The sequence below is a fragment of the Xanthomonas sp. NCPPB 1754 genome (assembly GCF_041475725.2).
In the GTDB taxonomy this organism is placed as follows: Bacteria; Pseudomonadota; Gammaproteobacteria; order Xanthomonadales; family Xanthomonadaceae; genus Xanthomonas; species Xanthomonas euvesicatoria.
Window position 1 is genome coordinate 2,059,977 of sequence record NZ_CM192982.1, and the last position, 23,827, is coordinate 2,083,803.

The 23,827-nt window shown below is 65.8% G+C and carries 20 protein-coding genes; 14 read left to right on the forward strand and 6 right to left on the reverse strand.

What is annotated here, in order from left to right:
- Positions 1-27: 27 nt before the first annotated feature.
- The 8 genes from pcnB (at position 28) to ACCQ15_RS09200 (ending at position 6,767) form a co-directional block, all read left to right on the forward strand.
- Positions 28-1,395, forward strand: coding sequence for a polynucleotide adenylyltransferase PcnB (gene pcnB / locus ACCQ15_RS09165; protein ID WP_372381437.1), 1,368 nt, complete (start codon positions 28-30; stop codon positions 1,393-1,395).
- 3 nt (positions 1,396-1,398) lie between these two features.
- Positions 1,399-1,884, forward strand: coding sequence for a 2-amino-4-hydroxy-6-hydroxymethyldihydropteridine diphosphokinase (gene folK / locus ACCQ15_RS09170; protein ID WP_127167751.1), 486 nt, complete (start codon positions 1,399-1,401; stop codon positions 1,882-1,884).
- A 35-nt stretch (positions 1,885-1,919) separates the two neighbouring features.
- Positions 1,920-2,735: a 3-methyl-2-oxobutanoate hydroxymethyltransferase gene (gene panB, locus ACCQ15_RS09175; RefSeq protein WP_008571262.1), complete on the forward strand. Its 816-nt coding sequence runs from the start codon at positions 1,920-1,922 to the stop codon at positions 2,733-2,735.
- Positions 2,732-3,574 carry a pantoate--beta-alanine ligase gene (panC, locus tag ACCQ15_RS09180; RefSeq protein ID WP_372381438.1) on the forward strand — a complete coding sequence of 281 codons (843 nt, stop codon included), beginning with the start codon at positions 2,732-2,734 and terminating at the stop codon, positions 3,572-3,574. Before panB ends, panC begins: the two co-directional genes overlap by 4 nt.
- Before the next feature lie 175 nt (positions 3,575-3,749).
- Complete coding sequence (gene panD, locus ACCQ15_RS09185; protein WP_008571260.1) at positions 3,750-4,130, forward strand: aspartate 1-decarboxylase; 381 nt, start codon at positions 3,750-3,752, stop codon at positions 4,128-4,130.
- Positions 4,127-5,641, forward strand: a complete 1,515-nt coding sequence (gene pgi / locus ACCQ15_RS09190; RefSeq protein ID WP_372381439.1) for a glucose-6-phosphate isomerase — start codon at positions 4,127-4,129, stop codon at positions 5,639-5,641. The genes panD and pgi overlap by 4 nt, the downstream gene beginning before the upstream one ends.
- 154 nt (positions 5,642-5,795) lie before the next feature.
- Positions 5,796-6,140: a type II toxin-antitoxin system prevent-host-death family antitoxin gene (locus tag ACCQ15_RS09195; protein ID WP_008571258.1), complete on the forward strand. Its 345-nt coding sequence runs from the start codon at positions 5,796-5,798 to the stop codon at positions 6,138-6,140.
- 3 nt (positions 6,141-6,143) lie between these two features.
- On the forward strand, positions 6,144-6,767 hold the full coding sequence (locus ACCQ15_RS09200; protein ID WP_029819240.1) for an ATPase: 624 nt from the start codon (positions 6,144-6,146) through the stop codon (positions 6,765-6,767).
- A 216-nt stretch (positions 6,768-6,983) separates the two neighbouring features.
- On the opposite strand, the gene ACCQ15_RS09205 is transcribed toward ACCQ15_RS09200, so the two are convergent.
- Positions 6,984-8,939, reverse strand: a complete 1,956-nt coding sequence (locus ACCQ15_RS09205) for a PhoX family protein (RefSeq protein ID WP_372381440.1) — start codon at positions 8,937-8,939, stop codon at positions 6,984-6,986.
- Positions 8,940-9,373: 434 nt separating this feature from the next.
- On the opposite strand from ACCQ15_RS09205, the gene ACCQ15_RS09210 reads away from it, so the two are divergent.
- From ACCQ15_RS09210 to ACCQ15_RS09220, 3 genes are all read left to right on the forward strand, one after another.
- A complete protein-coding gene (locus ACCQ15_RS09210; protein ID WP_031422353.1) occupies positions 9,374-11,986 on the forward strand; it encodes a glycoside hydrolase family 3 protein in 2,613 nt (870 codons plus the stop codon).
- A 41-nt stretch (positions 11,987-12,027) separates the two neighbouring features.
- Positions 12,028-12,162 carry a hypothetical protein gene (locus ACCQ15_RS09215; RefSeq protein ID WP_008571254.1) on the forward strand — a complete coding sequence of 45 codons (135 nt, stop codon included), beginning with the start codon at positions 12,028-12,030 and terminating at the stop codon, positions 12,160-12,162.
- An 80-nt stretch (positions 12,163-12,242) separates the two neighbouring features.
- Entirely contained in the window at positions 12,243-13,805 is a 1,563-nt protein-coding gene (locus tag ACCQ15_RS09220; RefSeq protein ID WP_209262038.1) for a sodium/sugar symporter, read from the forward strand.
- Between the two features lie 196 nt (positions 13,806-14,001).
- Here the strand turns inward: ACCQ15_RS09220 and ACCQ15_RS09225 are convergent, their stop codons facing one another.
- Positions 14,002-15,858 (reverse strand): putative bifunctional diguanylate cyclase/phosphodiesterase, encoded by a 1,857-nt coding sequence (locus tag ACCQ15_RS09225; protein ID WP_008571252.1) that lies wholly within the window; start codon positions 15,856-15,858, stop codon positions 14,002-14,004.
- A gap of 453 nt (positions 15,859-16,311) precedes the next feature.
- Between ACCQ15_RS09225 and ACCQ15_RS09230 the strand changes: the two genes are divergently transcribed.
- A complete protein-coding gene (locus ACCQ15_RS09230) occupies positions 16,312-17,298 on the forward strand; it encodes a cellulase family glycosylhydrolase (protein ID WP_029819244.1) in 987 nt (328 codons plus the stop codon).
- 176 nt (positions 17,299-17,474) lie between these two features.
- Here ACCQ15_RS09230 and ACCQ15_RS09235 read toward each other — a convergent pair whose 3' ends face one another.
- Both ACCQ15_RS09235 and ACCQ15_RS09240 read right to left on the reverse strand, forming a co-directional pair.
- On the reverse strand, positions 17,475-18,041 hold the full coding sequence (locus tag ACCQ15_RS09235) for a response regulator transcription factor (RefSeq protein ID WP_011347151.1): 567 nt from the start codon (positions 18,039-18,041) through the stop codon (positions 17,475-17,477).
- The gene (locus ACCQ15_RS09240; RefSeq protein WP_008571249.1) at positions 18,038-19,264 is read right to left on the reverse strand and encodes an ATP-binding protein; all 1,227 of its coding nucleotides are present in this window, start codon (positions 19,262-19,264) and stop codon (positions 18,038-18,040) included. The genes ACCQ15_RS09235 and ACCQ15_RS09240 overlap by 4 nt, the downstream gene beginning before the upstream one ends.
- Positions 19,265-19,586: 322 nt before the next feature.
- Between ACCQ15_RS09240 and ispG the strand changes: the two genes are divergently transcribed.
- Both ispG and ACCQ15_RS09250 read left to right on the forward strand, forming a co-directional pair.
- Positions 19,587-20,852, forward strand: a complete 1,266-nt coding sequence (gene ispG / locus ACCQ15_RS09245) for a flavodoxin-dependent (E)-4-hydroxy-3-methylbut-2-enyl-diphosphate synthase (protein WP_003481991.1) — start codon at positions 19,587-19,589, stop codon at positions 20,850-20,852.
- Entirely contained in the window at positions 20,833-21,564 is a 732-nt protein-coding gene (locus ACCQ15_RS09250; RefSeq protein WP_122272700.1) for a phosphatase PAP2 family protein, read from the forward strand. Before ispG ends, ACCQ15_RS09250 begins: the two co-directional genes overlap by 20 nt.
- On the opposite strand, the gene ACCQ15_RS09255 is transcribed toward ACCQ15_RS09250, so the two are convergent.
- Positions 21,561-22,844 (reverse strand): MFS transporter, encoded by a 1,284-nt coding sequence (locus ACCQ15_RS09255; RefSeq protein ID WP_014090024.1) that lies wholly within the window; start codon positions 22,842-22,844, stop codon positions 21,561-21,563. The two genes, ACCQ15_RS09250 and ACCQ15_RS09255, sit on opposite strands and share 4 nt — an antisense overlap.
- Positions 22,845-23,037: 193 nt before the next feature.
- Positions 23,038-23,742, reverse strand: coding sequence for an aspartate/glutamate racemase family protein (locus ACCQ15_RS09260; protein WP_218561282.1), 705 nt, complete (start codon positions 23,740-23,742; stop codon positions 23,038-23,040).
- Positions 23,743-23,827 lie beyond the last annotated feature (85 nt).

Below are 23,827 nucleotides of genomic sequence, written 5' to 3' on the forward strand. Positions count from 1 at the left end.
CGCGCTAGTATAGTGAGGTAATAGCCGTTGGGCAATCCTGCAACACAAGACGGAAGCGCCATCATCGAACCCTCAGTTACATCTCCGTTCACGCTGCGCGTCATTCCACGCGACCAGCACACCATCTCGCGCAAGGACATCAGCCCCAACGCGTTGCGCGTGTTGTACCGCCTGCGCGAATCGGGCTTTGGCGCCTATCTGGTCGGCGGTGCGGTGCGCGACCTGCTGGTCGGCGGCCACCCGAAGGATTTCGACGTGGCCACCGATGCGACGCCGGAAGAGGTCAAGGCGCTGTTCCGCAACTGTCGTCTGATCGGCCGCCGTTTTCGTCTGGCACATGTGGTGTTCGGTCGCGAAATCATCGAAGTGGCCACCTTCCGCGCCAACGTCGACGATGGCAGCGGCGACCGCGAACTCGATAACGGCCGGCTGGTGCGCGACAACGTATACGGCACCATCGAAGACGACGCGATCCGCCGCGACTTCACCTGCAATGCCCTGTATTACGCCATCGAGGATTTCTCGGTACGCGATTACTGCGGTGGCTTCGAAGACGTGCAGGCGCGCCTGATGAAGTTGATCGGCGACCCCGAGCTGCGCTACCAGGAAGATCCGGTGCGCATGCTGCGCGCGGTGCGCCTTGCGGCCAAGTTGAATTTCGACATCGAAGCCGGCACTGCCGAACCCATTCCGCGTCTGGCCGGGCTGCTGTCCGAAGCTGCGCCTGCGCGGTTGTTCGAAGAAATCCTCAAGCTGTTTCTGTCCGGGCACGGTGTGGCCAGCTTCGAAGGCCTGGAGCGCTATGGCTTGCTCGGCGTGCTGTTTCCCGAAAGCGCGGCGGCATTGAAGTCCAATCGCAGTGGTGCGTTGCGCGCCATGGTGCTGGAAGGCCTGCGCAATACCGATGCACGCGTGGCCAACGACGAGCCAGTGTCGCCGGCCTTCCTGTTTGCATTGCTGCTGTGGCCGGCGTTCTGCCGCACCCTGATGGCTCTGCAGGCGCAAGGCGTGCATCCGGAAGATGCGCAGCGCCGTGCGGCCGATCGCGTCACCTTGCATCAGCTGGAGCGCGTCGCGTTGCCGCGCCGTTTCTCGCTGCCGATGCAGGAAATCTGGTTGCTGCAGACGCGCTTCTCCTCGCGTCAGCGCAAGCGGGTGTTCCGCACCTTGTCGCATCCGCGCTTCCGCGCGGCGTTCGATTTCCTGGTGCTGCGTCAGTTCGCATCGCCCGATCACGCGGCCGATGTGGAGTTCTGGCGTGAGGCGCAGCAGTCGTCCGGCCAGGAGCTGGTGGATGCGATCGAATCGGCGCAGGCCGACCACGACGGCGATGAGGGCGCGCCGCGCAAACGTCGCCGCCGGCGCCGGCGGACCGGCACGCCCGCAGGCGAGTAGGGCATGCACACCGCCTTTGTCGGCCTGGGTGCCAACCTGGGCCAGGCCGAGGCCAGCGTGCGCGCGGCCATCGCCGCGTTGGGCGCCGTGCCGCAGACCACGCTGGTCGCCGCTTCGCGGCTGTATCGCACGCCAGCCTGGGGCCGCGAAGACCAGCCCGATTTCATCAATGCCGTGGCCCAGCTGCGCACCGGTCTTGCGCCGCTGCCGCTGCTGGAGGCCTTGCTGGGCATCGAACAGGCGTTCGGCCGCGAGCGTCGCGTCGGCGAGCGCTGGGGCCCGCGCACGCTGGACCTGGACCTGCTGCTGTACGCCGACCAGGTGATCGACCTGCCGCAGCTGCAGGTGCCGCATCCGCATCTGCACGCGCGCGCCTTCGCCCTGCTGCCGCTGTCGGAGCTGGCGCCAGAGGCGATCATTCCGGGGCATGGAACAGTGCGGCGCGCCCTGCACGCCATCGATACCTGCGGGCTGGAGCCGATTGGGTAGATAATGGCCGGCTTATCACCCCACGTAATGACTTCATGAGCAGCCACGCCGACAGCAAGCCCTGGACCGTGCCCGCCTTGGCGCAGGCCAAGCGCGAGGGTCGAAAACTGGTCATGTTGACCGCGTACGACGCCGGTTTCGCGCGCACCTTCGACGCCCATGGCGTGGACCTGATCCTGGTCGGCGATTCGCTCGGCATGGTGGTGCAGGGACACGATTCCACCTTGCCGGTGACCACCGCCGACATGGTCTACCACACCGCCGCGGTGGCCCGTGCGCTCGATCGCGCCTTGCTGGTGGCCGACCTGTCGTTCCAAGCCGATGCCACCCCTGAACGTGCATTGGATGCCGCCACCCAGCTGCTGCAGGCCGGCGCGGAAATGGTCAAGATCGAAGGCGCCGGGCACAAGCTGGAAGTCATCCGTTACCTGGTCGAGCGCGAGATCCCGGTCTGTTCGCACCTGGGCCTGACTCCGCAATCGGTGCTGCGGTTTGGCGGCTACAAGGTGCAGGGCCGCGGCGAAGCTGGCGAGCAGCTGCGTCGTGACGCACAGGCGGTGGTCGATGCCGGTGCGAGCTTGTTGGTGCTGGAATGCGTGCCGACACCGATCGCCACGCAGATCAGCGCCGACCTTAGCGTTCCCACCATCGGAATCGGTGCCGGCCCCGGCTGCGACGGCCAGGTGCTGGTGATGCACGACATGCTTGGGCTGGACAGTGGCCACCGCCGGCCCAAGTTCGTCAAGGATTTCCTGGCCGAAGGCGGCTCGGTCGCCGGCGCGGTGCGCGCCTATGCGCAGGCCGTGCGCGACGGCAGCTTTCCCGATGCAGAGCACGCGTACGCCGCATGATCCAGACCCTGACCGATCTTTCCGCATTGCGCGCCCTGGTCAATGGCTGGAAGCGCGAGGGCCTGCGCGTGGCGCTGGTGCCCACCATGGGCAACCTGCACGCCGGGCATTATTCGCTGGTGATGCTGGCGCGCCAATACGCCGACCGCGTGGTCTCCAGCGTGTTCGTCAACCCGACCCAGTTCGGCCCGAATGAAGATTTTGCGCGCTACCCGCGCACGCCTGAGGCCGACCTGCGCGGCCTGGAAGATGCCGGCTGCGATGCGCTGTGGCTGCCGGATGTGGACACCATGTACCCGCTCGGCACCGCGCTGGCCACGCCGATCCACGCGCCCGGTGTCAGCGATGTGCTGGAAGGCGAGTGCCGGCCAGGGCACTTCGATGGCGTGTGCACCGTCGTGGCGCGCTTGTTCAACCAGGTGCAGCCGGACGTGGCCGCCTTCGGCAAGAAGGATTACCAGCAGTTGGCGGTGATCCGGCAGATGGTGGCCGACCTGGCGTTTCCGATCGAAATTTTGGGCGGCAGCATCGTGCGCGAGGCCGATGGCCTGGCGATGAGTTCACGCAACCAGTATCTGTCGGCGGAAGATCGCCCGATCTCGGCCACGATCCGCAAGGTGCTGTTGCAGATGCGCGACAGCTATGCCGCCGGCACGCCGCGTGCGCAGGTGGAAGATGCCGCCAGCCAAGCGCTGGAACAGGCCGGTTTCCGGGTCGATTACGCGGTGGTGCGGCTGCCTGACCTCAGCGTGCCGGGCGACAGCTACACCGGCGCGCGCGTGGCCTTGATCGCGGCTCGCCTGGGCAACACGCGTCTGATCGACAACCTGGAATTCTGAGCAGGCCGACGCAGCGATGCGGCGTCTGAGCGGTCCGGAGCGCCAGCGAACGGGGGCGCGCGTTTGTTCGCGCTGCGCGGGCCTGAAGCCCTCACCACCGGCGGCCGCGCAATCCGGTGGGGGCGGGCGCTTTCCGCTAAAATGCCGGCTTTCCTTTTGTCGTTGCCTTCCGTCCATGCATCTGTCCCTGCTGAAAGCCAAGATCCACCGCGCCACCGTCACCCATTCCGAGCTCAACTACGAAGGCTCGATCGCCATCGACGGCCTGCTGCTGGAAGCGACCGGCATCCGCGAATTCGAACAGGTCCATATCTGGGACGTCACCAACGGTGCGCGTTTCAGCACCTATGCCATCCGCGCCGAAGAGGGCAGCGGCATCATGTCGCTCAACGGCGGCGCAGCGCGTCACGTGCAGGTGGGCGATCTGATCATCGTGGCGGCGTTCGCCAGCATGAGCGAAGACGAAGCCAAGACCTTCAAGCCCAATCTGGTATATGTGAACGCGCACAACGCGATCTCCCACACCAACCACAGCATCCCCACGCAGGCCGCATGACACAGACCAACGGATTCGACGCGCTTCACGCCCACGCCCAGCGCCTGCGCGGCGCTGCCATCCCCGCATTGCTTGCCGCCGAGCCGCAGCGGCCCACGCAGTACGCCAGGCAAGTCGGTCCGTTGTATTTCAACTTCGCGCGGCAGAAGTACGACCGCGCCGCGCTCGATGCCTTGTTCGCCATCGCGCGCGAGCGCGATCTGGCCGGCGCGTTCCAGCGCCTGTTCCGTGGCGAGCAGGTCAATGTCACCGAACAACGCGCGGCCTTGCATACCGCATTGCGCGGCGATTTGACCGACGCGCCCGTGGCATCGGAGGCCTACGCCACCGCTGCAGAAGTGCGCCAACGCATGGGTGCGTTGATCCAGCAGCTGGAAGCGACCGAGGCCACCGACATCGTCAGTGTCGGCATCGGTGGCTCGGACCTGGGTCCGCGGCTGGTGGCCGATGCACTGCGTCCGGTGAGTGGGGCGCGGTTCCGCGTGCACTTCGTCTCCAACGTCGACGGTGCGGCGATGCAGCGCACGCTGGCCACGCTGGATCCGGCACGCACCGCCGGCATCCTGATCTCCAAGACCTTCGGCACCCAGGAAACCCTGCTCAACGGCAGCATCCTGCATGCCTGGCTCGGTGGCAGCGAGCGGCTGTACGCAGTCAGCGCCAACCCCGAGCGCGCCGCCAAGGCCTTCGATATCGCACCGGGCCGCGTGCTGCCGATGTGGGATTGGGTGGGCGGGCGCTACTCGCTGTGGTCGGCAGTGGGTTTCCCGATTGCATTGGCCATTGGTTTCGAACGTTTCGAACAACTGCTGGAAGGCGCCGCGCAGTTCGATGCACATGTGCTCAACACGCCGCTGGAAGAAAACGTCGCGGTGTTGCACGGCCTGACCGCAGTGTGGAACCGCAACCTGCTCGGTAGCGCCACGCACGCGGTGATGACCTACGACCAGCGCCTGGCGCTGCTGCCGGCGTACCTGCAGCAGCTGGTGATGGAGAGCCTGGGCAAGCGCGTCAAGCTCGACGGCTCGGCGGTGGACAGCGATACCGTGTCGGTGTGGTGGGGCGGCGCGGGCACCGATGTACAGCACAGCTTCTTCCAGGCGCTGCATCAGGGCACCAGCGTGGTGCCGGCCGATTTCATCGGCACCGTGCACAACGACGACCCGTACGCGGAAAACCATGTCGCGCTGATGGCCAACGTGCTGGCGCAGACCGAGGCGCTGGCCAACGGCCAGGACAGCAGCGACCCGCACCGCAGCTACCCGGGCGGCCGCCCGAGCACGGTGATTCTGCTCGATGCGCTCACTCCGCAGGCACTGGGCGGGCTGATCTCGATGTACGAGCACAGCGTCTACGTGCAATCGGTGATGTGGGGCATCAATGCGTTCGACCAGTTCGGCGTGGAACTGGGCAAGCAGCTGGCCAGCCAGTTGCTGCCGGCGCTGAAGGGCGAAGCGGCCGATGTGGCCGACCCGGTGACACGCGAGCTGCTGAGCAAGTTGCGCGGCTGAGCAGTTGCGCATCGTACAGATAGAGAACGGGGCCTGCGGGCCCCGTCTTGTTTTGGACGACATGGCCGACTGCGCTGAGGTCAAAATGGACAAATTTCCTAAATTGGGAATTTGAGAGTAGGCTGATCGCCGTCACTCCGTCCGGACTGCCCCCATGTCGCGCTTCCAGGATCTGCCCGATCTCGAAAAATCCCCCGCTGCCGACATCAAGGTAAAAGGTTGGCCCAGCCTGATGCGCAAGGTGCGCTCGCATGGGGCGGTGGTGATCACAAACCACAATCATCCCGAAGCGGTGGTGGTGGATGCCGAGGCGTATCGGCGCCTGGTCAATCAGGCGAGTGCGGCGGCCGCAACCTCGGCGCGCGCGCAGTCGCTGCAGGCATTGCAGGCGAAGTTCGACGCGCATCTTGCCGCAGCGACCGAGGGTGCGGGCGTGGCCAGGGCGATCGCCACGCCGGCACGCCGCGGCCGCAAGGTCGCCTTGGGCCCGTCGCTGTAAGCGATGGGCAATCTTCTGGTGCTGGCTGGCGTCAATGGCGCAGGCAAGAGTTCGTTACTGGGTCGTTTTCTGCAAGAGGACGGCGCCACCTGGTTCAACCCGGACGCCTTCACCAGGGACTTGGTGGAGCAGGGCTGGGCGCCTGCGGAAGCGAACGCGCAGGCCTGGCAGGAAGGCGTACGGCGGCTGCGCCAGGCCATGGCCGATAACAGCGATTTCGCCTTCGAAACCACGCTGGGCGCGACGACCATTCCGCGCCTGCTGCGCGAAGCCTGCGCCCAGCACACGGTGGCGGTCTGGTTCTGCGGGTTGGCGACGGTGGAGCTGCACATCGAGCGCGTGGCGGCGCGGGTTGCGGCTGGCGGACATGCCATTCCCGAACACAAGATCCGCGAGCGTTACGATGCCTCGCGCGCCAACCTGATCGCGTTGCTGCCCGATCTGGCCGTGCTGCATGTCTACGACAACAGCGCACCGGCCGATGCCGCGGGTCAGGCATCGCCCATGCTGGTACTGGAACTGGACCGCAGCGGCCTGCAATACCCGCAGACGCCGGACGAATTGGCACAGGTACCCGATTGGGCCAAGCCCATCGTGATGACGGCGCTGGAGTTACGGCAGTCCTGAGCGGCGCACTCAGGCACGTGCGTCAGATCCGTCTCACCGACGTAGCCAGAGACCCATCGACCGTACCCGTAGGAGCGCACCGGCGCGCGATAGGCCACATCGGCAACGCTCCTCGTGCCCGTGCGCGCTCCTACCGGTCTGCGACAGCAGCGGGAATGCCCCGCTGCACGTGTCGGCTGTCGCGTCATCCAGCGCCGCAACTGGAAACGGCAGCGCTTACGCCTTGCTCAACTGCACGGCCACCGGGTCGCCGGTGAGATAACCCACCGCTCCACCGAAGCGGTCCTTGTAGTTGGCGCGGACCAACGGATCCAGGGTGGCCTTGACGGTGTCGTGCAGCGGGCTTTCCCAGTCGCCGGGATGCTGGAAGTTGCTCATCACGTAGGTCCAGCCGTGGATCTCGTCGACCGCGTGCAGGCCGGTCGATTCGGCGCCGGCCGGCACCGACAGCACGCGCGTCAACGTGCCGCTGTCCACGTTGTAGGCCCACAGGAAATTGTTGACATGCAGGCTGCTGTCTTCGCCGATGAACAAGGTGCGCAGCGATTCGGAGAACTTGAGGTTGTCTGGGTTGGCAATCCGTTCGGGGTCGGCCAGGTTGCCTAGTGCGTCGGCCTTGGCCAGGTTGTGGCCGGTGAGGGCAGCCGGGGCGGCCATGTCGATCGGCACCCAATCGCTGTGGATCGGGGCGCCCTGGCTGTCGCGCTGGCCGCCACGCAGGTTCAAGGCGTACACCGCGCCAGCTTCCGGACCCTGCACTTTCACATCGCCCGAGCCGTTGAGCATGCTGGTGACGATGTAGGACATCGCCATGTAGGCGACCTTGTCGCGTGCGTTGACGGTGGTGCCTTCGAGCTTGGTGAAGCCCAGGCTGCCGCCGGCCAGCGCGGCATAGCGATGGGTTTCCAGATACGTGGCAGCCTTCTCCATGCCGGGTTTGATGCGGATCCAGTTGAAGGTGCCGTTGAACGGAATCTTGGTGAACGAGGCATCGCCCGGGTCGCTCAGGTGCACGTCGAGGATGTCGGCGGCGGTAAGGCGGTCGGCCATGGCCTGGATCTCGGCACTGGTGGCGTGGCCGAGCTTGATCCAGCGCAGCGTGGCCGCGCCCGGGCCGATGCCCGAGGTCTGGTGCCACTTGCCGACATACAACGTGCCGGCGGAGAGATCGGCCTTGCGGTCGGCGATGAACATGAAGAGCCCGCCGTTGGTCGCGTCGTCGCCCATCAGCACGGTGCGCTGGTCGGGCATCACCTGCACCAGCTCGTGCGAGATGCGGCCCAGGCAGTAGTGCTTGCGCACGCTGCCGGTGCCGTCCGGGTGCACGGTGATTTCTGGCAGATGGCCGTAGTGGTACGGATTGGCTTTATTCGGGTCGCCGTACAGATGCGTGCTGTAGCTGCGGAACTGGGTGTTGCCGGCCAATGCCGTGGCATCGGGCTCGTATTCTTCGCTGGACAGGTAGGTATTCCACGGCGACAGGCTGGCGCCGCAGGTGGTCCACAGCCCATGGACCGGTGCGGTGTCGACGTTGTGGTACTTCACCAGCGACAGCTTGCCGGTGGCCGGGTCCTGATCCAGCGTCAACACGGCGATCGGCGCAGGCAGGTGACGGTTGGTGTCGTTGCCGGCCTGGTCGCGGGTGGTGTATTCGAACTGCACCACTGCGAACACGTGGTTGCCCTTGACGCCTGGCACCTTGGCATTGGGCAGGGTCAGTAGCGAGGAGCCGTCCGGGCAATCGGAAAAGAACGGACGTTCGGCACCGGGTTTGGAGCGGTCGATGATCGGGCGATGCTGGATGTCGTAGTACCCGCCAGCCAGCACGGTGCCGCCGTTGCCGTCCGGCACCTGATCGCCGGTGATGAAGAACGGGTGGTAGGCCAGTGCGTAGCGCTGCGTGCTGCCGTCGCTGCGGGTCACGCTGAGTGCCGAACCGACCGTGGTGGTGGCCATTGCCGCCGGGTCGGCCAGGCTCGGCGCCGGCATGCCGTGGAAGGTGGCCGAGACCAGGCGGGTCGGGTTCTCCGATGGCCGCAACGGGCGCGCGGCCCACGCCGCACCGCCAAGCTGTTGCAGGGCGGCAGCGCTGGCGTTGCCGAGCGGCAACAGGGGAACTGCCGCCAGCAATTGCATCAGGCGACGACGGGAGGGGTCGGGGGAGGGGGACATCGAAACTCCAGGCAAAGGCGACGATCGACGATGGCAATGGCGCATCGGCAAGCCGGTCACGCTAGGCCGCTGGTATGACACTTGTTTGACAGCAGGCTCACCCGTTGGCCTGGGTTCGAACGTGTCGTGGCAAGCGAGCGCTGCCAGGTTCCCTTGACACGCCGATGCTGCGCATTGGTCAGACCGGCGGGTGGTGCGATGCAGCAAAGTGCATCTGCTCGCGCTGTCAGACGCGGCAGCGGATTGGGTGGTTTTGCGCGGTTTCACAGGTGCTGCCGGTATTCCAATGCTATAGCCGCGGCCAATAAGTTGCCCGGTATTCGGCATACGGGCAGCTGTGGTTGACAGGGTAGGGGAATCACGCAAGCGTACGCCGCCTAATGGCCTGCGGCGCAACGCATCGCCGTGGGAGAACCACCCTGGAGAAACGAATCTTGGACAAGCTGCTCCGTCGTACCGCCGCGCCCGTCGCGCGTCGCGCCCTCTGCCTGGCCACCGCTGCGGCGGTGCTGATGCTGGCCGCCTGCCAAGGCAAGGACACTGCTGCCGAAGCGAGCAAGGCCGCCCCGGCCGCCGCACCTGCCGAGGCGTCGACCGCCATCCATCCGGACCAGTGGCCGTCGCCGAAGTGGCCGTTCCCGCAGGACGCGGCGCTGGAGCAGCGCATCACCGATGTGATGGCCAAGATGAGCGTGGAAGAGAAGGTCGCCCAGACCATCCAGGGCGATATCGCCAGCATGACCCCGGATGACGTGCGCAAGTACCGCATCGGCTCGGTGCTGGCCGGCGGCAATTCCGATCCGGGCGGCAAGTACAACGCCAGCCCGGCCGAATGGTTGAAGCTGGCCGACGCGTTCTATGAAGCGTCGATGGACACTTCCAAGGGCGGCAACGCGATTCCGATCATCTTCGGCATCGATGCGGTGCACGGCCAGAGCAACATCGTCGGCGCCACGCTGTTCCCGCACAACATCGGCCTGGGCGCCACGCGCAACCCGGACCTGATCAAGAAGATCGGCGAAGTCACCGCTGCCGAAACCCGCGTCACCGGCATGGAGTGGACCTTCGCGCCCACCGTGGCCGTGCCGCAGGACGACCGCTGGGGCCGCACCTACGAAGGCTATTCCGAATCGCCGGACGTGGTGGCCAGCTTTGCCGGCAAGATGGTCGAAGGCGTGCAGGGCGTGCCGGGCACGCCGCAGTTCCTGGACGGCAGCCACGTGATTTCCTCGGTGAAGCATTTCGTCGGCGATGGCGGCACCACCGACGGCAAGGACCAGGGCGACACCAAGGTGTCCGAAGCCACCATGCGCGATATCCACGCTGCCGGTTATCCGCCTGCGATTGCCGCTGGCGCACAGAGCGTGATGGCCTCGTTCAACAGCTTCAACGGCGAAAAGATGCACGGCAACAAGGTCATGCTGACCGACGTGCTCAAGGGCCGGATGAATTTCGGCGGTTTCGTGGTCGGCGACTGGAATGGCCACGGCCAGGTCAAGGGCTGCACCAACCAGAACTGCCCGGCCTCGTTCATTGCCGGTGTCGACATGGCGATGGCCGCCGACAGCTGGAAGGGTATCTACGAAACCGAACTGGCGGCGGTGAAGTCCGGGCAGATTTCGGCCGAGCGTCTGGACGATGCCGTGCGCCGCATCCTGCGTGTGAAGATGCGCCTGGGCCTGTTCGAGGCCGGCAAGCCGTCCAAGCGCCCACTCGGTGGCAAGTACGAATTGCTCGGCGCACCCGAACACCGTGCGATCGCCCGCCAGGCGGTACGTGAGTCGCTGGTGCTGCTGAAGAACCAGGCCGGCATCCTGCCGCTGAATCCGACCAAGCGCGTGCTGGTGGTGGGCGATGGCGCCAACGACATGGGCAAGCAGTCCGGCGGCTGGACCCTGAACTGGCAGGGCACCGGCACCAAGCGCAGCGACTACCCCAACGGCACCACCATCTGGGAAGGCCTGGACAAGCAGATCAAGGCCGCCGGCGGCAGCGCCGAGTTGGCCGTGGACGGCGCCTACAAGACCAAGCCGGACGTGGCCGTGGTGGTATTCGGCGAAAACCCGTACGCCGAATTCCAGGGCGATATCGCCACCTTGCTGTACAAGCCGGGCGACGAAAGCGAACTGGCCCTGATCAAGAAGCTCAAGGCCGACGGCATCCCGGTGGTGGCGGTGTTCCTGAGCGGGCGTCCGCTGTGGATGAACCAGTACATCAACGCCTCCGACGCGTTCGTCGCTGCCTGGTTGCCGGGTTCCGAAGGCGAGGGCATTGCCGACGTGCTGCTGCGCAAGGCCGATGGCTCGGTGCAGAACGACTTCAAGGGCAAGCTCAGCTTCTCCTGGCCCAAGACCGCGGTGCAGTTCGCCAACAACGTCGGCCAGAAGGACTACGACCCGCAGTTCAAGTTCGGCTTTGGCCTGACCTATGCCGACAAGGGCGACCTGGCGGCGTTGCCGGAAGAGTCGGGCGTGTCCGGAGAGCAGTCGGTAGGCGGGATGTACTTCGTGCGCGGCAAGCCGGCACTGGGTATCGCGATGCAGCTGTCCAACGCCGGCCAGGCCAACATGCCGGCAACCACGCTGCCGGTGGGCCTGTCCGATGGCAGCCTGAAGATGAGCGCAGTCGATCACAAGGCGCAGGAAGATGCGCGCCGTCTGGTGTGGTCCGGCAGCACCGCCTCCAGCGTGTTGCTGGTGTCCGCCAAGCCGGTGGACGTCTCGCGTGAGAGCAACGGCGATGTGCAGTTGCAGCTGACCCTGCGCCGCGACAGCGCCGTGACCGCGTCGGTGTGGCTGGGCGTGGGCTGTGGCGACAAGTGCGGTGGTCGCGTGGATGTGCGCAAGACCCTGGCCGCGCTGCCGCAAGGCCAGTGGAAAGTCGTCGGCGTGCCGCTCAAGTGCTTTGCAGTGGCCGGTGCCGACGTGAGCAAGCTGACCCAGGTCGCCAGCATCGAAAGCGCCGCCGCGCTGGACCTGTCGGTGTCCAAGGTGGCGCTGGGTGCGCTCAACGAAGCCGAAGTTACCGTCGACTGCCCGGTCAAGTAAGCAGCATTCCCGCAGGCGTAGGCGCGCCTGCGGGAGATCGGATGAAACAGGCGCGTCGCCAGTGCTGGCGGCGCGGTATAGCGGCCACCCTGATCGGTGGTGTCATCAGCCGCCGCGGGACGCGCGCGTCGATTGGCCGGGATGGCCTGCAGCTGCGGTTCGCCGCGCTGCCGTGACGCACGCCGTGCGTTGCGGCGGCATTCTGCAGGCCTGTCTGGCGTTCGATGCACATCCCAGAGCCAGACAGGAGAGTGCAGTGGGTTTGGCGACGTTGGATATCGTGATCGTGCTGGTCTACCTGACCGGCATCTTCGTGCTTGCGCAGTGGGTCTCGCGCGAGAAGGCAGGCCACAGCAAGAGCGCCGAGGATTACTTCCTGGCCAGCAAGTCGCTGCCGTGGTGGGCGATCGGCGCCTCGCTGATTGCGGCGAACATTTCGGCCGAACAGATCATCGGCATGGCCGGTTCCGGCTATGCGATCGGCCTGGCGATCGCCTCCTACGAATGGATGGCGGCGCTGACGCTGCTGATCGTCGGCAAGTTCTTCCTGCCGATCTTCCTGCGCAATGGCATCTACACCATGCCGCAGTTTCTGGAGCAGCGTTACGGCAAGTGGATCCGCACGTTGATGGCGGTGTTCTGGCTGCTGCTGTACGTGTTCGTCAATCTCACCTCGATCCTGTGGCTGGGATCGATCGCGGTCAGCCAGGTCACCGGTATGGACCAGACCCTGGCGCTGGCACTGATCGGCGTGTTTGCGCTGGTCTACCAGCTCTACGGCGGGCTGAAGGCGGTGGCGCTGACCGACATCGTGCAGGTCACCCTGCTGGTGCTGGGCGGGCTGCTGGTGGCCGGGTTGACCCTGGCGCGGATCGGCGACGGTGCCGGCGTGCTGGCCGGCTTCCAGCACCTGTGGAGCGCGCACCCGGAGCACTTCCACATGATCCTGACCAAGGACAACCCGTTCTACAAGGATCTGCCGGGCCTGAGCGTGCTGCTTGGCGGGCTGTGGGTGATGAACATCAGTTACTGGGGTTTCAACCAGTACATCATCCAGCGCGCGCTGGCGGCCAAGAACATCGGCGAGGCGCAGAAGGGCATGGTGTTTGCCGCGTTCCTGAAGCTGCTGATGCCGTTGGTGATCGTGGTGCCGGGCATTGCCGCGGTGGTGCTGGCGCCGGATCTGGCCAAGCCCGATCAGGCCTACCCGACCATGATGCAGCTGTTGCCGACCGGCATCCTGGGCCTGGTGTTTGCCGCGTTGGTTGCGGCGATCGTGGCCTCGCTGGCCTCGAAGATCAATTCGGTGGCGACGATCTTCACCCTGGATTTCTACGCCAAGTTCCGCCCGCAGACCGGGCAGAAACAGCTGGTGCGCGTAGGCCGTATCGTGGCCGCGCTGTCGGTGCTGATCGGCATCCTCACCGCGCGGCCGTTGCTGGGCAACTTCGATCAGGGCTTCCAGTTCATCCAGGAATTCACCGGCTTCTTCACTCCCGGCGTGGTGGTGATCTTCATGCTCGGCCTGTTCTGGAAGCGCGCCAACGAAGCCGGCGCACTCACCGCGGCGATCGGCTCGGTGGTGTTGTCGTTCGCGCTCAAGTTCGCCTGGCCCGAACTGCCGTTCATGGACCGCATCGGCGTGGTGTTCGTGGCCGCGCTGGTGTTGGCGGCGGTGGTGTCGTTGCTGACGCCGGCCACCCAGGCACGCGATCTGATCCGTACCAACGACGTTGCCTACGGCACCACGCTGAGCTTCAAGATCGGCGCGGCGGGCGTGATCGCGATTCTGATCGTGCTGTACACCGTGTTCTGGTAAGCAGTGATGTCTTGAAACGCGGCGCGGCACCTCGGTGTCGCGCCGCGCTGCGTTGACAGCCTGCCGTTTCGGCGGCGCGAGCCCTCGTCAAGCGCGTTTGGATGGCCCGCAGCAGCCATTGCGCCCGCGTGGCAGATGCCACTCAAGTACCGCCTGCGCCGCCGAGTGGTGGACGCGGTTGGTGTGCCGGCTGCGCTTAGACGCGTGCCGCGGCCAAGCTGGCGGCAAGCAGGTTGACCGGCGCGGCATGTTGCTCGTGCCACGGCGTTTCCAGCCAGGTTTCCAGCGCGGCGGCCGGCATCGGTTTGGCGATCCAGTAGCCCTGGCCTTCGTCGCAGCCCCAGGCGCGCAATTGCGCGTACGCTTCCGCCGATTCGATGCCTTCGGCCACCACGCGCTGGCCCAGACTGTGGCCAAGCTGGATCATCGCCGGCACCAGGGTGCGGTCGGTGCGGCTGTCCGGCAGCGAACGGATGAAGGATTGATCGATCTTCAACGAACTGGCCGGCAGCTGCTTGAGATAGCTGAAATTGCTGTAGCCGGTGCCGAAGTCGTCGATGGCGATATGCACGCCCAGCGCTGCAATGGTGGCCAGTTGTTCGGCCAGGTGGTCGGGGTGGCGAATCATCGCGCTTTCGGTGAATTCGATTTCCAGCCGGCGCGGGTCCAGCTTGTGACGATCCAGGCCGCGCCGCAGCAGGCCGGCAAAGCCGGGGCGATCCAGATCAGCGGCCGACACGTTCAGGGCCAGGTTGAAGTCCAGGCCTTGCTGCTGCCAGCGCGCTGCCTGCGCGATGCCGTTGTCGATGACCCAGGCGGTAATGCGGTTGATCAGCGCGGTTTTCTCGGCCATCGGAATGAAATCCGACGGCACCACCGGGCCGATCATCGGGTGCTGCCAGCGCAGCAAGGCTTCCACGCCGACGCAGCGGTGGTCGTGCAGATCCACGCGCGGTTGAAAGTGCAGGCGCAGCTGGCTGGCGCTGTCCAGGGCCGCGGGCAGGGCGGCGAGCAGGCGGAAGGTATTGCGCTGGGCAACATCGTGCTTGCGCTCGTACAGGCTCCACGGCAGGCAGCGCTCGCGCGCAATATCCACCGAGGTGGTCAGCGAGCGGATGGTATCGGCGGCGCCGTAGCTGGACTGCAGCGAGACCGCGCCGATCGAAGCCACCGCGGTGTGCGGAATGCCCTGATGTTCCAAGGGCTCGGTGAACGCCTTGGCGACCTTGGTGCATAGCGTGGCCAGACGCTGGCCTTCCGCCTGCGCCAGGAAGCCGAAGGTCGTCGGGTCCAACCGATACAACAGGGTGCCGCCGGGCAGATAGGCGGCAAGGCGACGCTGTGCCAGGGCGACGTAGCCGTCTGCGTATTCCCAGCCCAGCGCCTTGACCATATCGCGGAAATAATCGCTGCCGCAGACATCGATGGCCACCGCCGTGGTGGCCGGTGCAGTGTCGCGTTGCGACAGCCAGGTATCCAGGTCTTCGCTAAAGCGCGCGCGGTTGGGCAGCCCGGTCGGACCATCGCGGTAGGTGGTACTGCGCAGGTTTTCCACGCGCAGCACGGCCAGGTCGCGCAGGCCTTCCAGTTGCGTGATTGCTGCTGCATCTAGTCCCTCGCGCGGGCTGGTGCCGATCACGCACAAGGTGCCGATGCTATGGCCATCGCGCAGCTTCAGCGGTGCGCCGGCATAGAAGCGAATGAACGGCGGCCCTAGCACCAGCGGGTTGTCGCAAAAGCGCGGATCCAGCCGCGCATCCGGCACCACCATCACTTCGTCCGAGCGGATCGCATGCGCGCAGAACGCCTGACTCCGCGGCGTTTCGCGCGCTTCCAGGCCAATGCGTGCCTTGAACCACTGGCGGTGCTCGTCCACCAGCGATACCAACGCAATTTCCGCGTCCAGGCTGCGCGCGGCCATGGCGGCCACGGTGTCGAACACCGGGTCTGGCGGCGAATCCAGCAGGCACAGGCCGCGCAGCACCTCGAGCCGGGTGGACTCGTCGAGCGTGGGCGGAAGAAGAGACGCGACAGAGGCAGGCAGGGAAGGCATGCGCTCGTATCGGCCTGAAGCGTGATCCCTTGATTGGCGATGATTGGCGCCGTTCAGTTGCAGCACGCGGCCCAGGCCGCGTTGGGATGCATGAACAGTGCCGTGTCCGCGCCAGACGCGCGTCGCACGCGATTCCAAGGCCATCTGCGCGGCGCTGTCGCAGGCCGTACGCCGTCTGCCGGGGCTGGAATGCGTGCCAACACCCACGCGCAAGGCGCATGTGTGGTCCGGTGGCAGCGCCTAAATATCCCGCGCGCGCTGCCGATCACCTTTTGACCGCAGCGGTGCCGACGCAACGCAACCATCTGCATCGCGCATGCAACCAATGCTCTTTCGCCGATGTCTGCTTTTGTGATGTGCATTCGCCTTATGCGTGTCACGAATTGACACAGTCTTCACTCGCGCTGTGAGTTTCGCCATCGCGGCTCTTGTCATTTCTATTTTGGAATCATCGTGAATTCATTGCTGTCTTTTGCACAACGCACGCTCCTCGTCGTCGCCGGTCTGGCGCTGTCGTCTGCCGCCCATGCAGGGCTTACGGTGTCCGGTACGCAGTTGCGCGAGTCCAATGGCAACGCATTGGTGCTGCGCGGCGTCAACCTTCCGCATGCCTGGTATGCGGGCCGCACCGATGCGGCTTTGGCAGCCATCGCGGCCACCGGCGCCAACAGCGTGCGCGTCGTGCTCAGTTCCGGCTACCGCTGGACGCGCACACCGGAGGCCGATGTGGTCCGCATCATCGCGCGCTGCAAGAGCCTGGGCTTGATCGCCGTGCTGGAGGTCCACGACACCACCGGCTACGGCGAAGACACCGCCGCTGCGAATCTGGTCAATGCGACCAATTACTGGGTCGGCATCCGCAAGGCGCTGATCGGCAACGAAGACCATGTGGTCATCAATATCGCCAACGAACCGTTCGGCAACAGCCTGACTGCCAGCGAATGGGTCAACGGCCATGCCACCGCCATCGCCACCTTGCGCAAGAATGGATTGACCCACGCCTTGATGGTGGATGCGCCCAACTGGGGCCAGGACTGGCAGTTCTACATGCGCGACAACGCCGCTGTGCTGCTGGCCCGCGACAGCCGCCGCAACCTGATGTTCAGCGTGCACATGTACGAAGTGTTCGGCAGCGATGCCACGATCAACAATTACTTGCGTGCCTTCAACGATAAAAAGCTGGCGCTGGTGATCGGCGAATTCGGTGGCGACCATCGCGGTGCACATGTGGACGAAGCGGCGATCATGCGCCGCGCGCGCGACTACAACGTTGGCTACATGGGCTGGTCATGGTCGGGCAACGACAGCAGCACGAAGTCGCTGGATATCGCGATCGGCTGGAATGCGGCACAACTGAGCACCTGGGGGCGCAACTTGATCCTGGGCGCCGACGGCATCACAGCAACCTCGCGTCGGGCAAGCGTGTTCGGCCCGTTGTGAGATGAAGTCCTGCAGTCGGCCGCGGTAGTTTTTCGGCACGCACAAGGGCACTGCAACGCGGTCTGCGCGCCGCTACAGGGCCGGCGCACGGGCGCGGAACGCGCTTGCAGGTGCGTCCTTGTCAGCCCCCCACCCAGCGTCCATGCCGCGTGGGGTTCGGCGACAGGGCGGGACGGCTAGCGTAACGGCCCGGGGCTCGGGCGCTTGGTCAGCTTGCGCTGCAGCGAGCGGCGATGCATGCCCAGCAGCCGCGCGGCCGCCGACACGTTGCCGCCGGTTTCGTGCAGCGCCTGCTGGATGTGCTCCCACTGCAAGCGGCTGAGCGGCGTCATCATTTCCTGTGCGCTTTCTTCTTCGTCCGGCTCTGGCAACTCGTCATCCTCTTCGCCCAGCGCGCGCATGATGGTGGGAATATTGGCCGGCTTGGGCAGGTAGTCATCGGCGCCGAGTTTGATCGCCTCCACCGCCGTGGCGATGCTGGCGTAACCGGTGACCAGCAGGATGCGCATGTCGGTGCGGATCTCGCGCAGCGGCTGGATCAGGCTCAAACCGGAATCGTGGCCGAGCTTGAGATCGATCAATGCAAAATCCGGCATCGCGCTGCGTGCCGTGGACAACGCGCTGGCTGCATCGGTGGCGGTGAGCGTTTCCACGCCGCGGCGTGCAAGGCTGCGTTGCAGCGTGCGCAGGTACAAGGTGTCGTCGTCGACCAGCAGACCGGTACGGATCGGGGGACTTGTCATGCGAGTGCCTCGTGGTCGGAGAGGGGCAGACGGAAACCGACGCGCGCGCCGCTGCCTTCGGCGGGCAGCATCCACAACTCGCCCTGCAGGCGTTCGACAGTGGCATGCGAGAGCGCCAACCCCACGCCCATGCCGTCGTGCTTGCCGCTATTGAACAGCGTGCCCGGCAGCATCGCTTGCGCGGTGTCGAAGCCGGGTCCGTAGTCGCGTACTTCGCCGCTGAGATGGTCGTGTTCCACCCGCAGCGTCAGATCGATCTGCGGGCGCCCGACACGTTCGCCCGCATCGGCGGCGTTGTTGAGCAACACCATCAGCAGGTGGCTGACGCCGGGCTGCAGCATCAGGCGCATGGGCGCGTCCTCGTTGCGGCGCAGTTCGATGGTGGGGCGCACCAGGCGCCATTGTTCCAGCACTTCTTTCACGGCCACCTCGCGGCTCAGATGGCCGTTGTCGGCAGGTGCCGCCAAGGCCAGGACGCGTTCGTGGCACTGCACCAGCAGCTCGCGCAAGGTATCCAGGTCTTCGCGCAATTCGCCTTGCTCGCACTGGTCGGCGATGTCGTCCACCAGCAGGGTCATGGTGGCCAGCGGCGTGTTTAATTCGTGCGCCACCGACGCTGCGTGCGTGGCCAGCGCCACGATGCCTTCGTTGCGCGCAAAGCGCTCACGCAAGGTGGAGATCTCGCGTTCGCGCTCGCGCATGGAAAAAGCCAGCCGTGTCGCGAACGCCAGCACCACCACGGTGGACAGCAGGAAGTTGGCCGCCATGCCCCACATGTGCAGGCTGAGCGGGTCGAAGCCGCCATAAGGCAGCGGCAGCCCGAACGCTGCGCTGATCACATAGCCGGCCACGCACGATGCCGCCACCGCCATCGCCCAGCTCAGCGGCAGCGCCAATGCGGCCAGCGCAATCAGCACCAGGAACAACGAACCGAACGGGTTGGCGATGCCACCGCTCCAGCCCACCATCCAGGTCAGGACCGTCACGTCGACCAGGATGTGGCCGAACTCGGTGGCCGGGCTCACCGCGCCGCGGTGCGCCACACGCAGCTGCGCATACAGGTTGAAGACCGCCAACGCGGCTACGCCGGCCCATAGGGGTTGCTGCGGCAGGTTCAGGCCCATCAGCCCGGTGGCGACCAGGATGGTGGCGGCCTGGCCGGCGGTGGCCAGCCAGCGCAGGCTGCAGAGGGTCCGCAGGAAGGAAGCGTCGGAGCTGTTCATCACGGCAATGCTATGCGCTTGGGAAGATGGTGGCCTGCGACAAACCGTCGCATCGGCCTGGGGCGTGTGATCACGTTGAGATGAGATGCGTTGGCCGCCCGCTGCGTTCCGCTGGCGGCCAACCCTCCGGGAAGCGTCCTGTGGCGCGCCGATACCGCGTTGCGCGCCTTGCCCAGGCGGCCATCCTGGGCCGCAGCGCACGCCCTGTCTCGACGCGCCACCGGACGCTTCGCACTCACCTCAACGTACATCACACGCTCTAGAGATCGGTGCGCCTCTCGCTTCAGCTGTGAGCGCACGGCGGACAGGCTAAAATAGCGCGATGCATGACGCCGTGACCCGCCCAACCCCTCCCGCCGACGCCACCGCCTGGCCGCGTCGCATCACCCAGGCCGTCAAGATCGGCAGCGTGACCGTGGGCGGGGGCCATCCGGTCGTCGTCCAGTCGATGACCAACACCGACACCGCCGACATCGCCGGCAGCGTCAAGCAGGTCGCCGATCTGTGGCGCGCCGGCTCGGAAATGGTGCGCCTGACCGTCAACAATGCCGAGTCCGCTGCCGCCATTCCGCGCATCGTCGACAAGCTGCGCATGATGGGCATCGAAGTGCCCTTGATCGGCGACTTCCATTACAACGGCCATCAACTGCTCGCTGCCGAGCCGGCCTGTGCCGAGGCGCTGGCCAAGTACCGCATCAATCCGGGCAATGTCGGGTTCGGCAAGAAGAAGGATCTGCAGTTCGGTCAATTGATCGAGTTCGCCATCAAGTACGGCAAGCCGGTGCGCATTGGTGCCAACTGGGGCTCGCTGGACCAGTCGCTGGCAGCGCAGCTGATGGACGAAAATTCGCAACGCGACACCCCGTGGGATGCCGGCCGGGTGCTGCGCGAGGCGCTGATCCGCTCGGCGGTGGATTCGGCCGAGCGTGCGGTGGAGCTGGGCCTGCCGCGCGAGCGCATCATCCTGTCGGCCAAAGTGTCCGGCGTACAGGAGCTGATCGCGGTGTACCGCGACATGGCCAGCCGCTGCGATTTCGCGCTGCATCTTGGCCTGACCGAGGCCGGTATCGGCAGCAAGGGCATCGTGGCCTCGGCGGCGGCACTGAGCGTGCTGCTGCAGGAAGGCATCGGCGACACCATCCGCATCTCGCTGACGCCCGAGCCTGGGCAGTCGCGCACCCAGGAAGTGGTGGTGGCGCAGGAACTGCTGCAGACCACCGGCCAGCGTGCGTTTACCCCGATGGTCACCGCCTGCCCGGGGTGCGGCCGCACCACCTCCGAGTTCTTCCAGGAGCTGGCCGGCGTGGTGCAGAACCATGTGCGCGCCAAGATGCCGGAATGGAAGATCACCAACCCCGGCGCGGAAAACATGACCCTGGCGGTGATGGGCTGCGTGGTCAACGGGCCGGGCGAATCGCGCCACGCCAATATCGGGATTTCGCTGCCGGGCACGGGCGAGGCACCGTCGGCACCGGTGTTCATCGATGGCGAAAAGAGCGTCACCTTGCGCGGCGAAAACATCGCCTACGAATTCATTGAATTGATCGATCAATACGTCGAACGTACCTATGTCCGCCGCGCCGGCTGAATCGCCGGCCGGGTTCAAGGGATGGTTGCGTAGCAATGCGTGGCGCATGGCGTTGCTGTTTGCCGGGGTGCTGCTGCCGCTCGGGCTGTTCGTGGACCTGGCCGATGAGGTCCACGCGCTGGAAAATGTCTACTTCGACGAGCCGCTGCTGTGGAGCATGCGCAGCATCGCCACGCCCGGCCTGGATGCGTTCTTTGGTGCGATCTCCAAGGCGGGCTACCAGTACGGCGTGATTCCGGCCGATATCGCCATCGTGCTGGTGTTGCTGGTCTTGCAGCGCCGGCGCGAGGGCACGTTTGCCGCGCTGGGATTCGGCGGCTCGGCGCTGTTGAACATGGGCGCCAAGCAGTTTTTCCAGCGCGACCGCCCCAGCTTGTGGGAATCGATCGCGCCGGAGAGCACGTTCAGTTTTCCCAGCGGCCACGCGATGGGCTCGATGACATTGGCAGCGGTGGTCATCGCACTGGCCTGGAACACGCGCTGGCGCTGGCCGGTGACCATTGTCGCCAGCGTGTTCGCGCTGCTGGTGGGCATCTCGCGCATCTACCTGGGCGTGCATTACCCGTCCGACATCCTGGGCGGCTGGTCGGCCGCGCTGGTATGGGTGGTCGGGCTGTATCTGGTGATGTTCCGCGGCGCGCGGCGGCCGCATTGGCGCACGCCGGCTGGAGCGGTGGCGGAGCAGACCGGGCGCGTGCCGTTTGCCGATTAACCGCGGCCGATCCGCTCCCGTTGCGATAACCGGGCGCCAACCATGGCGCCGATGGAAGCCAGCAAGATGACGTAGTACGCCGGCCCCATCGGGTGCTGCTTGAGCAGCATCACCACCAGCAGCGGAGTCAGGCCGCCGAATACGGCATAGCCCAGGTTGTAGGCGAACGACACGCCGGACAGCCGAACCACCGGTGGAAACGCCTCGACCATCACGCGCGGAATTGCACCCAGCACGCCTAGCGCAGCGCCGAGCAGGGCATAGAGCGGAAACAGCAGGCGCGGGTCGCCCGCAAAGCGGTAGAACAGCCATGCGCTGATACCCAAAAGCACGCTGCCGGCCAGCAGCACACGCCCGTTGCCCCAACGGTCAGAGAGTGCCCCGGCCACCACCGAGCCGATCGCCTGCAGCAGCACTGCCAGAAGATTGGCCTGCAATGCCACCGGTGCCGGATAGCCGTACGCACTCTGCAGCAGCGTGGGCGTCATCAGCGACACCACCAGCACTGCGGCGGCGATCACCCAGGTCAGCCAGAGCGACATTGCCAGACTGCGCGGGTGATCGCGCAGCACCACCTTCAGTGGCGTCTCGCGCGCCAACGCGCGCATGGCGACCAGTTCGGCGAACACCGGCGTTTCATGCAGCCAGCGCCGCAGGTACACCGACAGCAGGCCGAAGATGCCGCCGGCCAAAAACGGCAGCCGCCAGGCGTACTCGGCGATTTCCTCCGGAGAAAACGCACGATTCAGTGCGCCGGCACTCAGCGAACCAAGCAGCACGCCGGCAGCCAGGCCAGCGGTCAAGGTGCCGCAGGCCAGCCCTGTGCGCCGCGCGGGGACGTGTTCTGCCACGAACACCCACGCACTGGGCACTTCGCCACCGATGGCTGCGCCCTGCAGCAGGCGCATCGTCAACAGCAGCAGCGGCGCGGCCAGGCCGATCTGCGCGTAGGTCGGCAGCACGCCGATGGCCAGTGTGGGCAGCGCCATCAATCCGATGCTCAGCGCGAACATGCGCTTGCGACCAAGCAGATCGCCAAAATGCGCCATCACAATGCCGCCCAACGGCCGGATCAGGTAGCCGGCCGCAAAGATGCCGAATGTCTGCAGTTGCCGCGTCCACTCCGGAATACCGGGCGGAAAGAACAGCTCGCCCAGCACCTTCGCGAAAAAAATGAAGATGATGAAATCGTAGAACTCCAGCGCGCCGCCCAGCGCGGACAAGCCCAGGGTTTTGTAATCGCTGCGGGTGAGCTGCGTCGGTGGGGCATGGGTGGTCATGCAGTCGCATCCTGTCGCGGGTGGCGCGCATTGCCATTGAAGCCTGCTGATGCGCCGAGCAGGCAATGCTAGCTGCCGGGCGGGGCCGTCGCTACGCCGTTTCGCCAATCAATTGCCGATGGCACCCATCAGGCCTGGCGCAAACACGCCTGCGGGCTTCGGTTACCGCGCGCGTTCGGGCGTTCGCTGCGCATCAGCCGGATACGCTCACCAGCGCCGCTGCCTCGGCGTGCAGTGCGGTGGTGTCGAACAACGGCAACTGCGCATCGGTGCTGTCCACCAGCAGCGAAATCTCGGTGCAGCCCAGGATGATCGCTTGCGCACCGTGCTGGCCGAGCTCCCCCATGACCTTGCAGAAGTATTCGCGCGATTCGGGCTTGATCACGCCCTGGCAGAGTTCGTCGTAGATCACGCGATGCAGTTGTGCGCGTGCCTCCGCCGGCGGCACCAGCACGTCCAGGCCGCGTGCCTGCAGGCGCTGGCGATAGAACGGCTGCTCCATGGTGAAGCGCGTGCCCAGCAATCCGACCCGGCTGATGCCCGCTGCGACCAGCGCGTCGGCGGTGGCATCGGCGATATGCAGCAGCAGCAGTGGCGTCGCGGCGGTAATCGCGTCGGCAACGCAGTGCATGGTGTTGGTGCACAGCACGATGAAGTCGGCGCCTGCTGCCTGCAACGCACGCGCGGCTGCTGCCATCGCCTGGCCAGCGCCATCCCAATCGCCGGTGTGCTGCAGCCGCTCGATCTCGTGGAAATTGACGCTATACAGCAGCAGCTTCGCCGAATGCAGGCCGCCGCATGCATGGCGGACGCGCTGATTGATGATGCGGTAGTAGGGCAGCGTGGATTCCCAGCTCATTCCACCGATCAAACCGATTGTCTTGCTTGGAACCGGCATGCGAACTCCATGATACGACAGCGGATGAGGTTGCCAGAGCTACGCCACGCAGCGTGCGCTGCGCTTGGGACTGGAGTGTATGTCG

Excerpts from the sequence above, each read along its gene's own strand:
- panD (WP_008571260.1), top strand. The coding sequence starts at position 3,750 with ATGCATCTGTCCCTGCTGAAAGCCAAGATCCACCGCGCCACCGTCACC.
- panC (WP_372381438.1), top strand. The coding sequence starts at position 2,732 with ATGATCCAGACCCTGACCGATCTTTCCGCATTGCGCGCCCTGGTCAAT.
- ACCQ15_RS09240 (WP_008571249.1), bottom strand. The coding sequence starts at position 19,264 with ATGAACAGCTCCGACGCTTCCTTCCTGCGGACCCTCTGCAGCCTGCGC.
- ACCQ15_RS09215 (WP_008571254.1), top strand. The coding sequence starts at position 12,028 with ATGAAACAGGCGCGTCGCCAGTGCTGGCGGCGCGGTATAGCGGCCACC.
- ACCQ15_RS09225 (WP_008571252.1), bottom strand. The coding sequence starts at position 15,858 with ATGCCTTCCCTGCCTGCCTCTGTCGCGTCTCTTCTTCCGCCCACGCTC.
- ACCQ15_RS09260 (WP_218561282.1), bottom strand. The coding sequence starts at position 23,742 with ATGCCGGTTCCAAGCAAGACAATCGGTTTGATCGGTGGAATGAGCTGG.
- ACCQ15_RS09250 (WP_122272700.1), top strand. The coding sequence starts at position 20,833 with ATGTCCGCCGCGCCGGCTGAATCGCCGGCCGGGTTCAAGGGATGGTTG.
- folK (WP_127167751.1), top strand. The coding sequence starts at position 1,399 with ATGCACACCGCCTTTGTCGGCCTGGGTGCCAACCTGGGCCAGGCCGAG.
- ACCQ15_RS09200 (WP_029819240.1), top strand. The coding sequence starts at position 6,144 with ATGGGCAATCTTCTGGTGCTGGCTGGCGTCAATGGCGCAGGCAAGAGT.
- ACCQ15_RS09235 (WP_011347151.1), bottom strand. The coding sequence starts at position 18,041 with ATGACAAGTCCCCCGATCCGTACCGGTCTGCTGGTCGACGACGACACC.
- ACCQ15_RS09195 (WP_008571258.1), top strand. The coding sequence starts at position 5,796 with ATGTCGCGCTTCCAGGATCTGCCCGATCTCGAAAAATCCCCCGCTGCC.
- pgi (WP_372381439.1), top strand. The coding sequence starts at position 4,127 with ATGACACAGACCAACGGATTCGACGCGCTTCACGCCCACGCCCAGCGC.
- ispG (WP_003481991.1), top strand. The coding sequence starts at position 19,587 with ATGCATGACGCCGTGACCCGCCCAACCCCTCCCGCCGACGCCACCGCC.
- panB (WP_008571262.1), top strand. The coding sequence starts at position 1,920 with ATGAGCAGCCACGCCGACAGCAAGCCCTGGACCGTGCCCGCCTTGGCG.
- ACCQ15_RS09205 (WP_372381440.1), bottom strand. The coding sequence starts at position 8,939 with ATGTCCCCCTCCCCCGACCCCTCCCGTCGTCGCCTGATGCAATTGCTG.
- ACCQ15_RS09255 (WP_014090024.1), bottom strand. The coding sequence starts at position 22,844 with ATGACCACCCATGCCCCACCGACGCAGCTCACCCGCAGCGATTACAAA.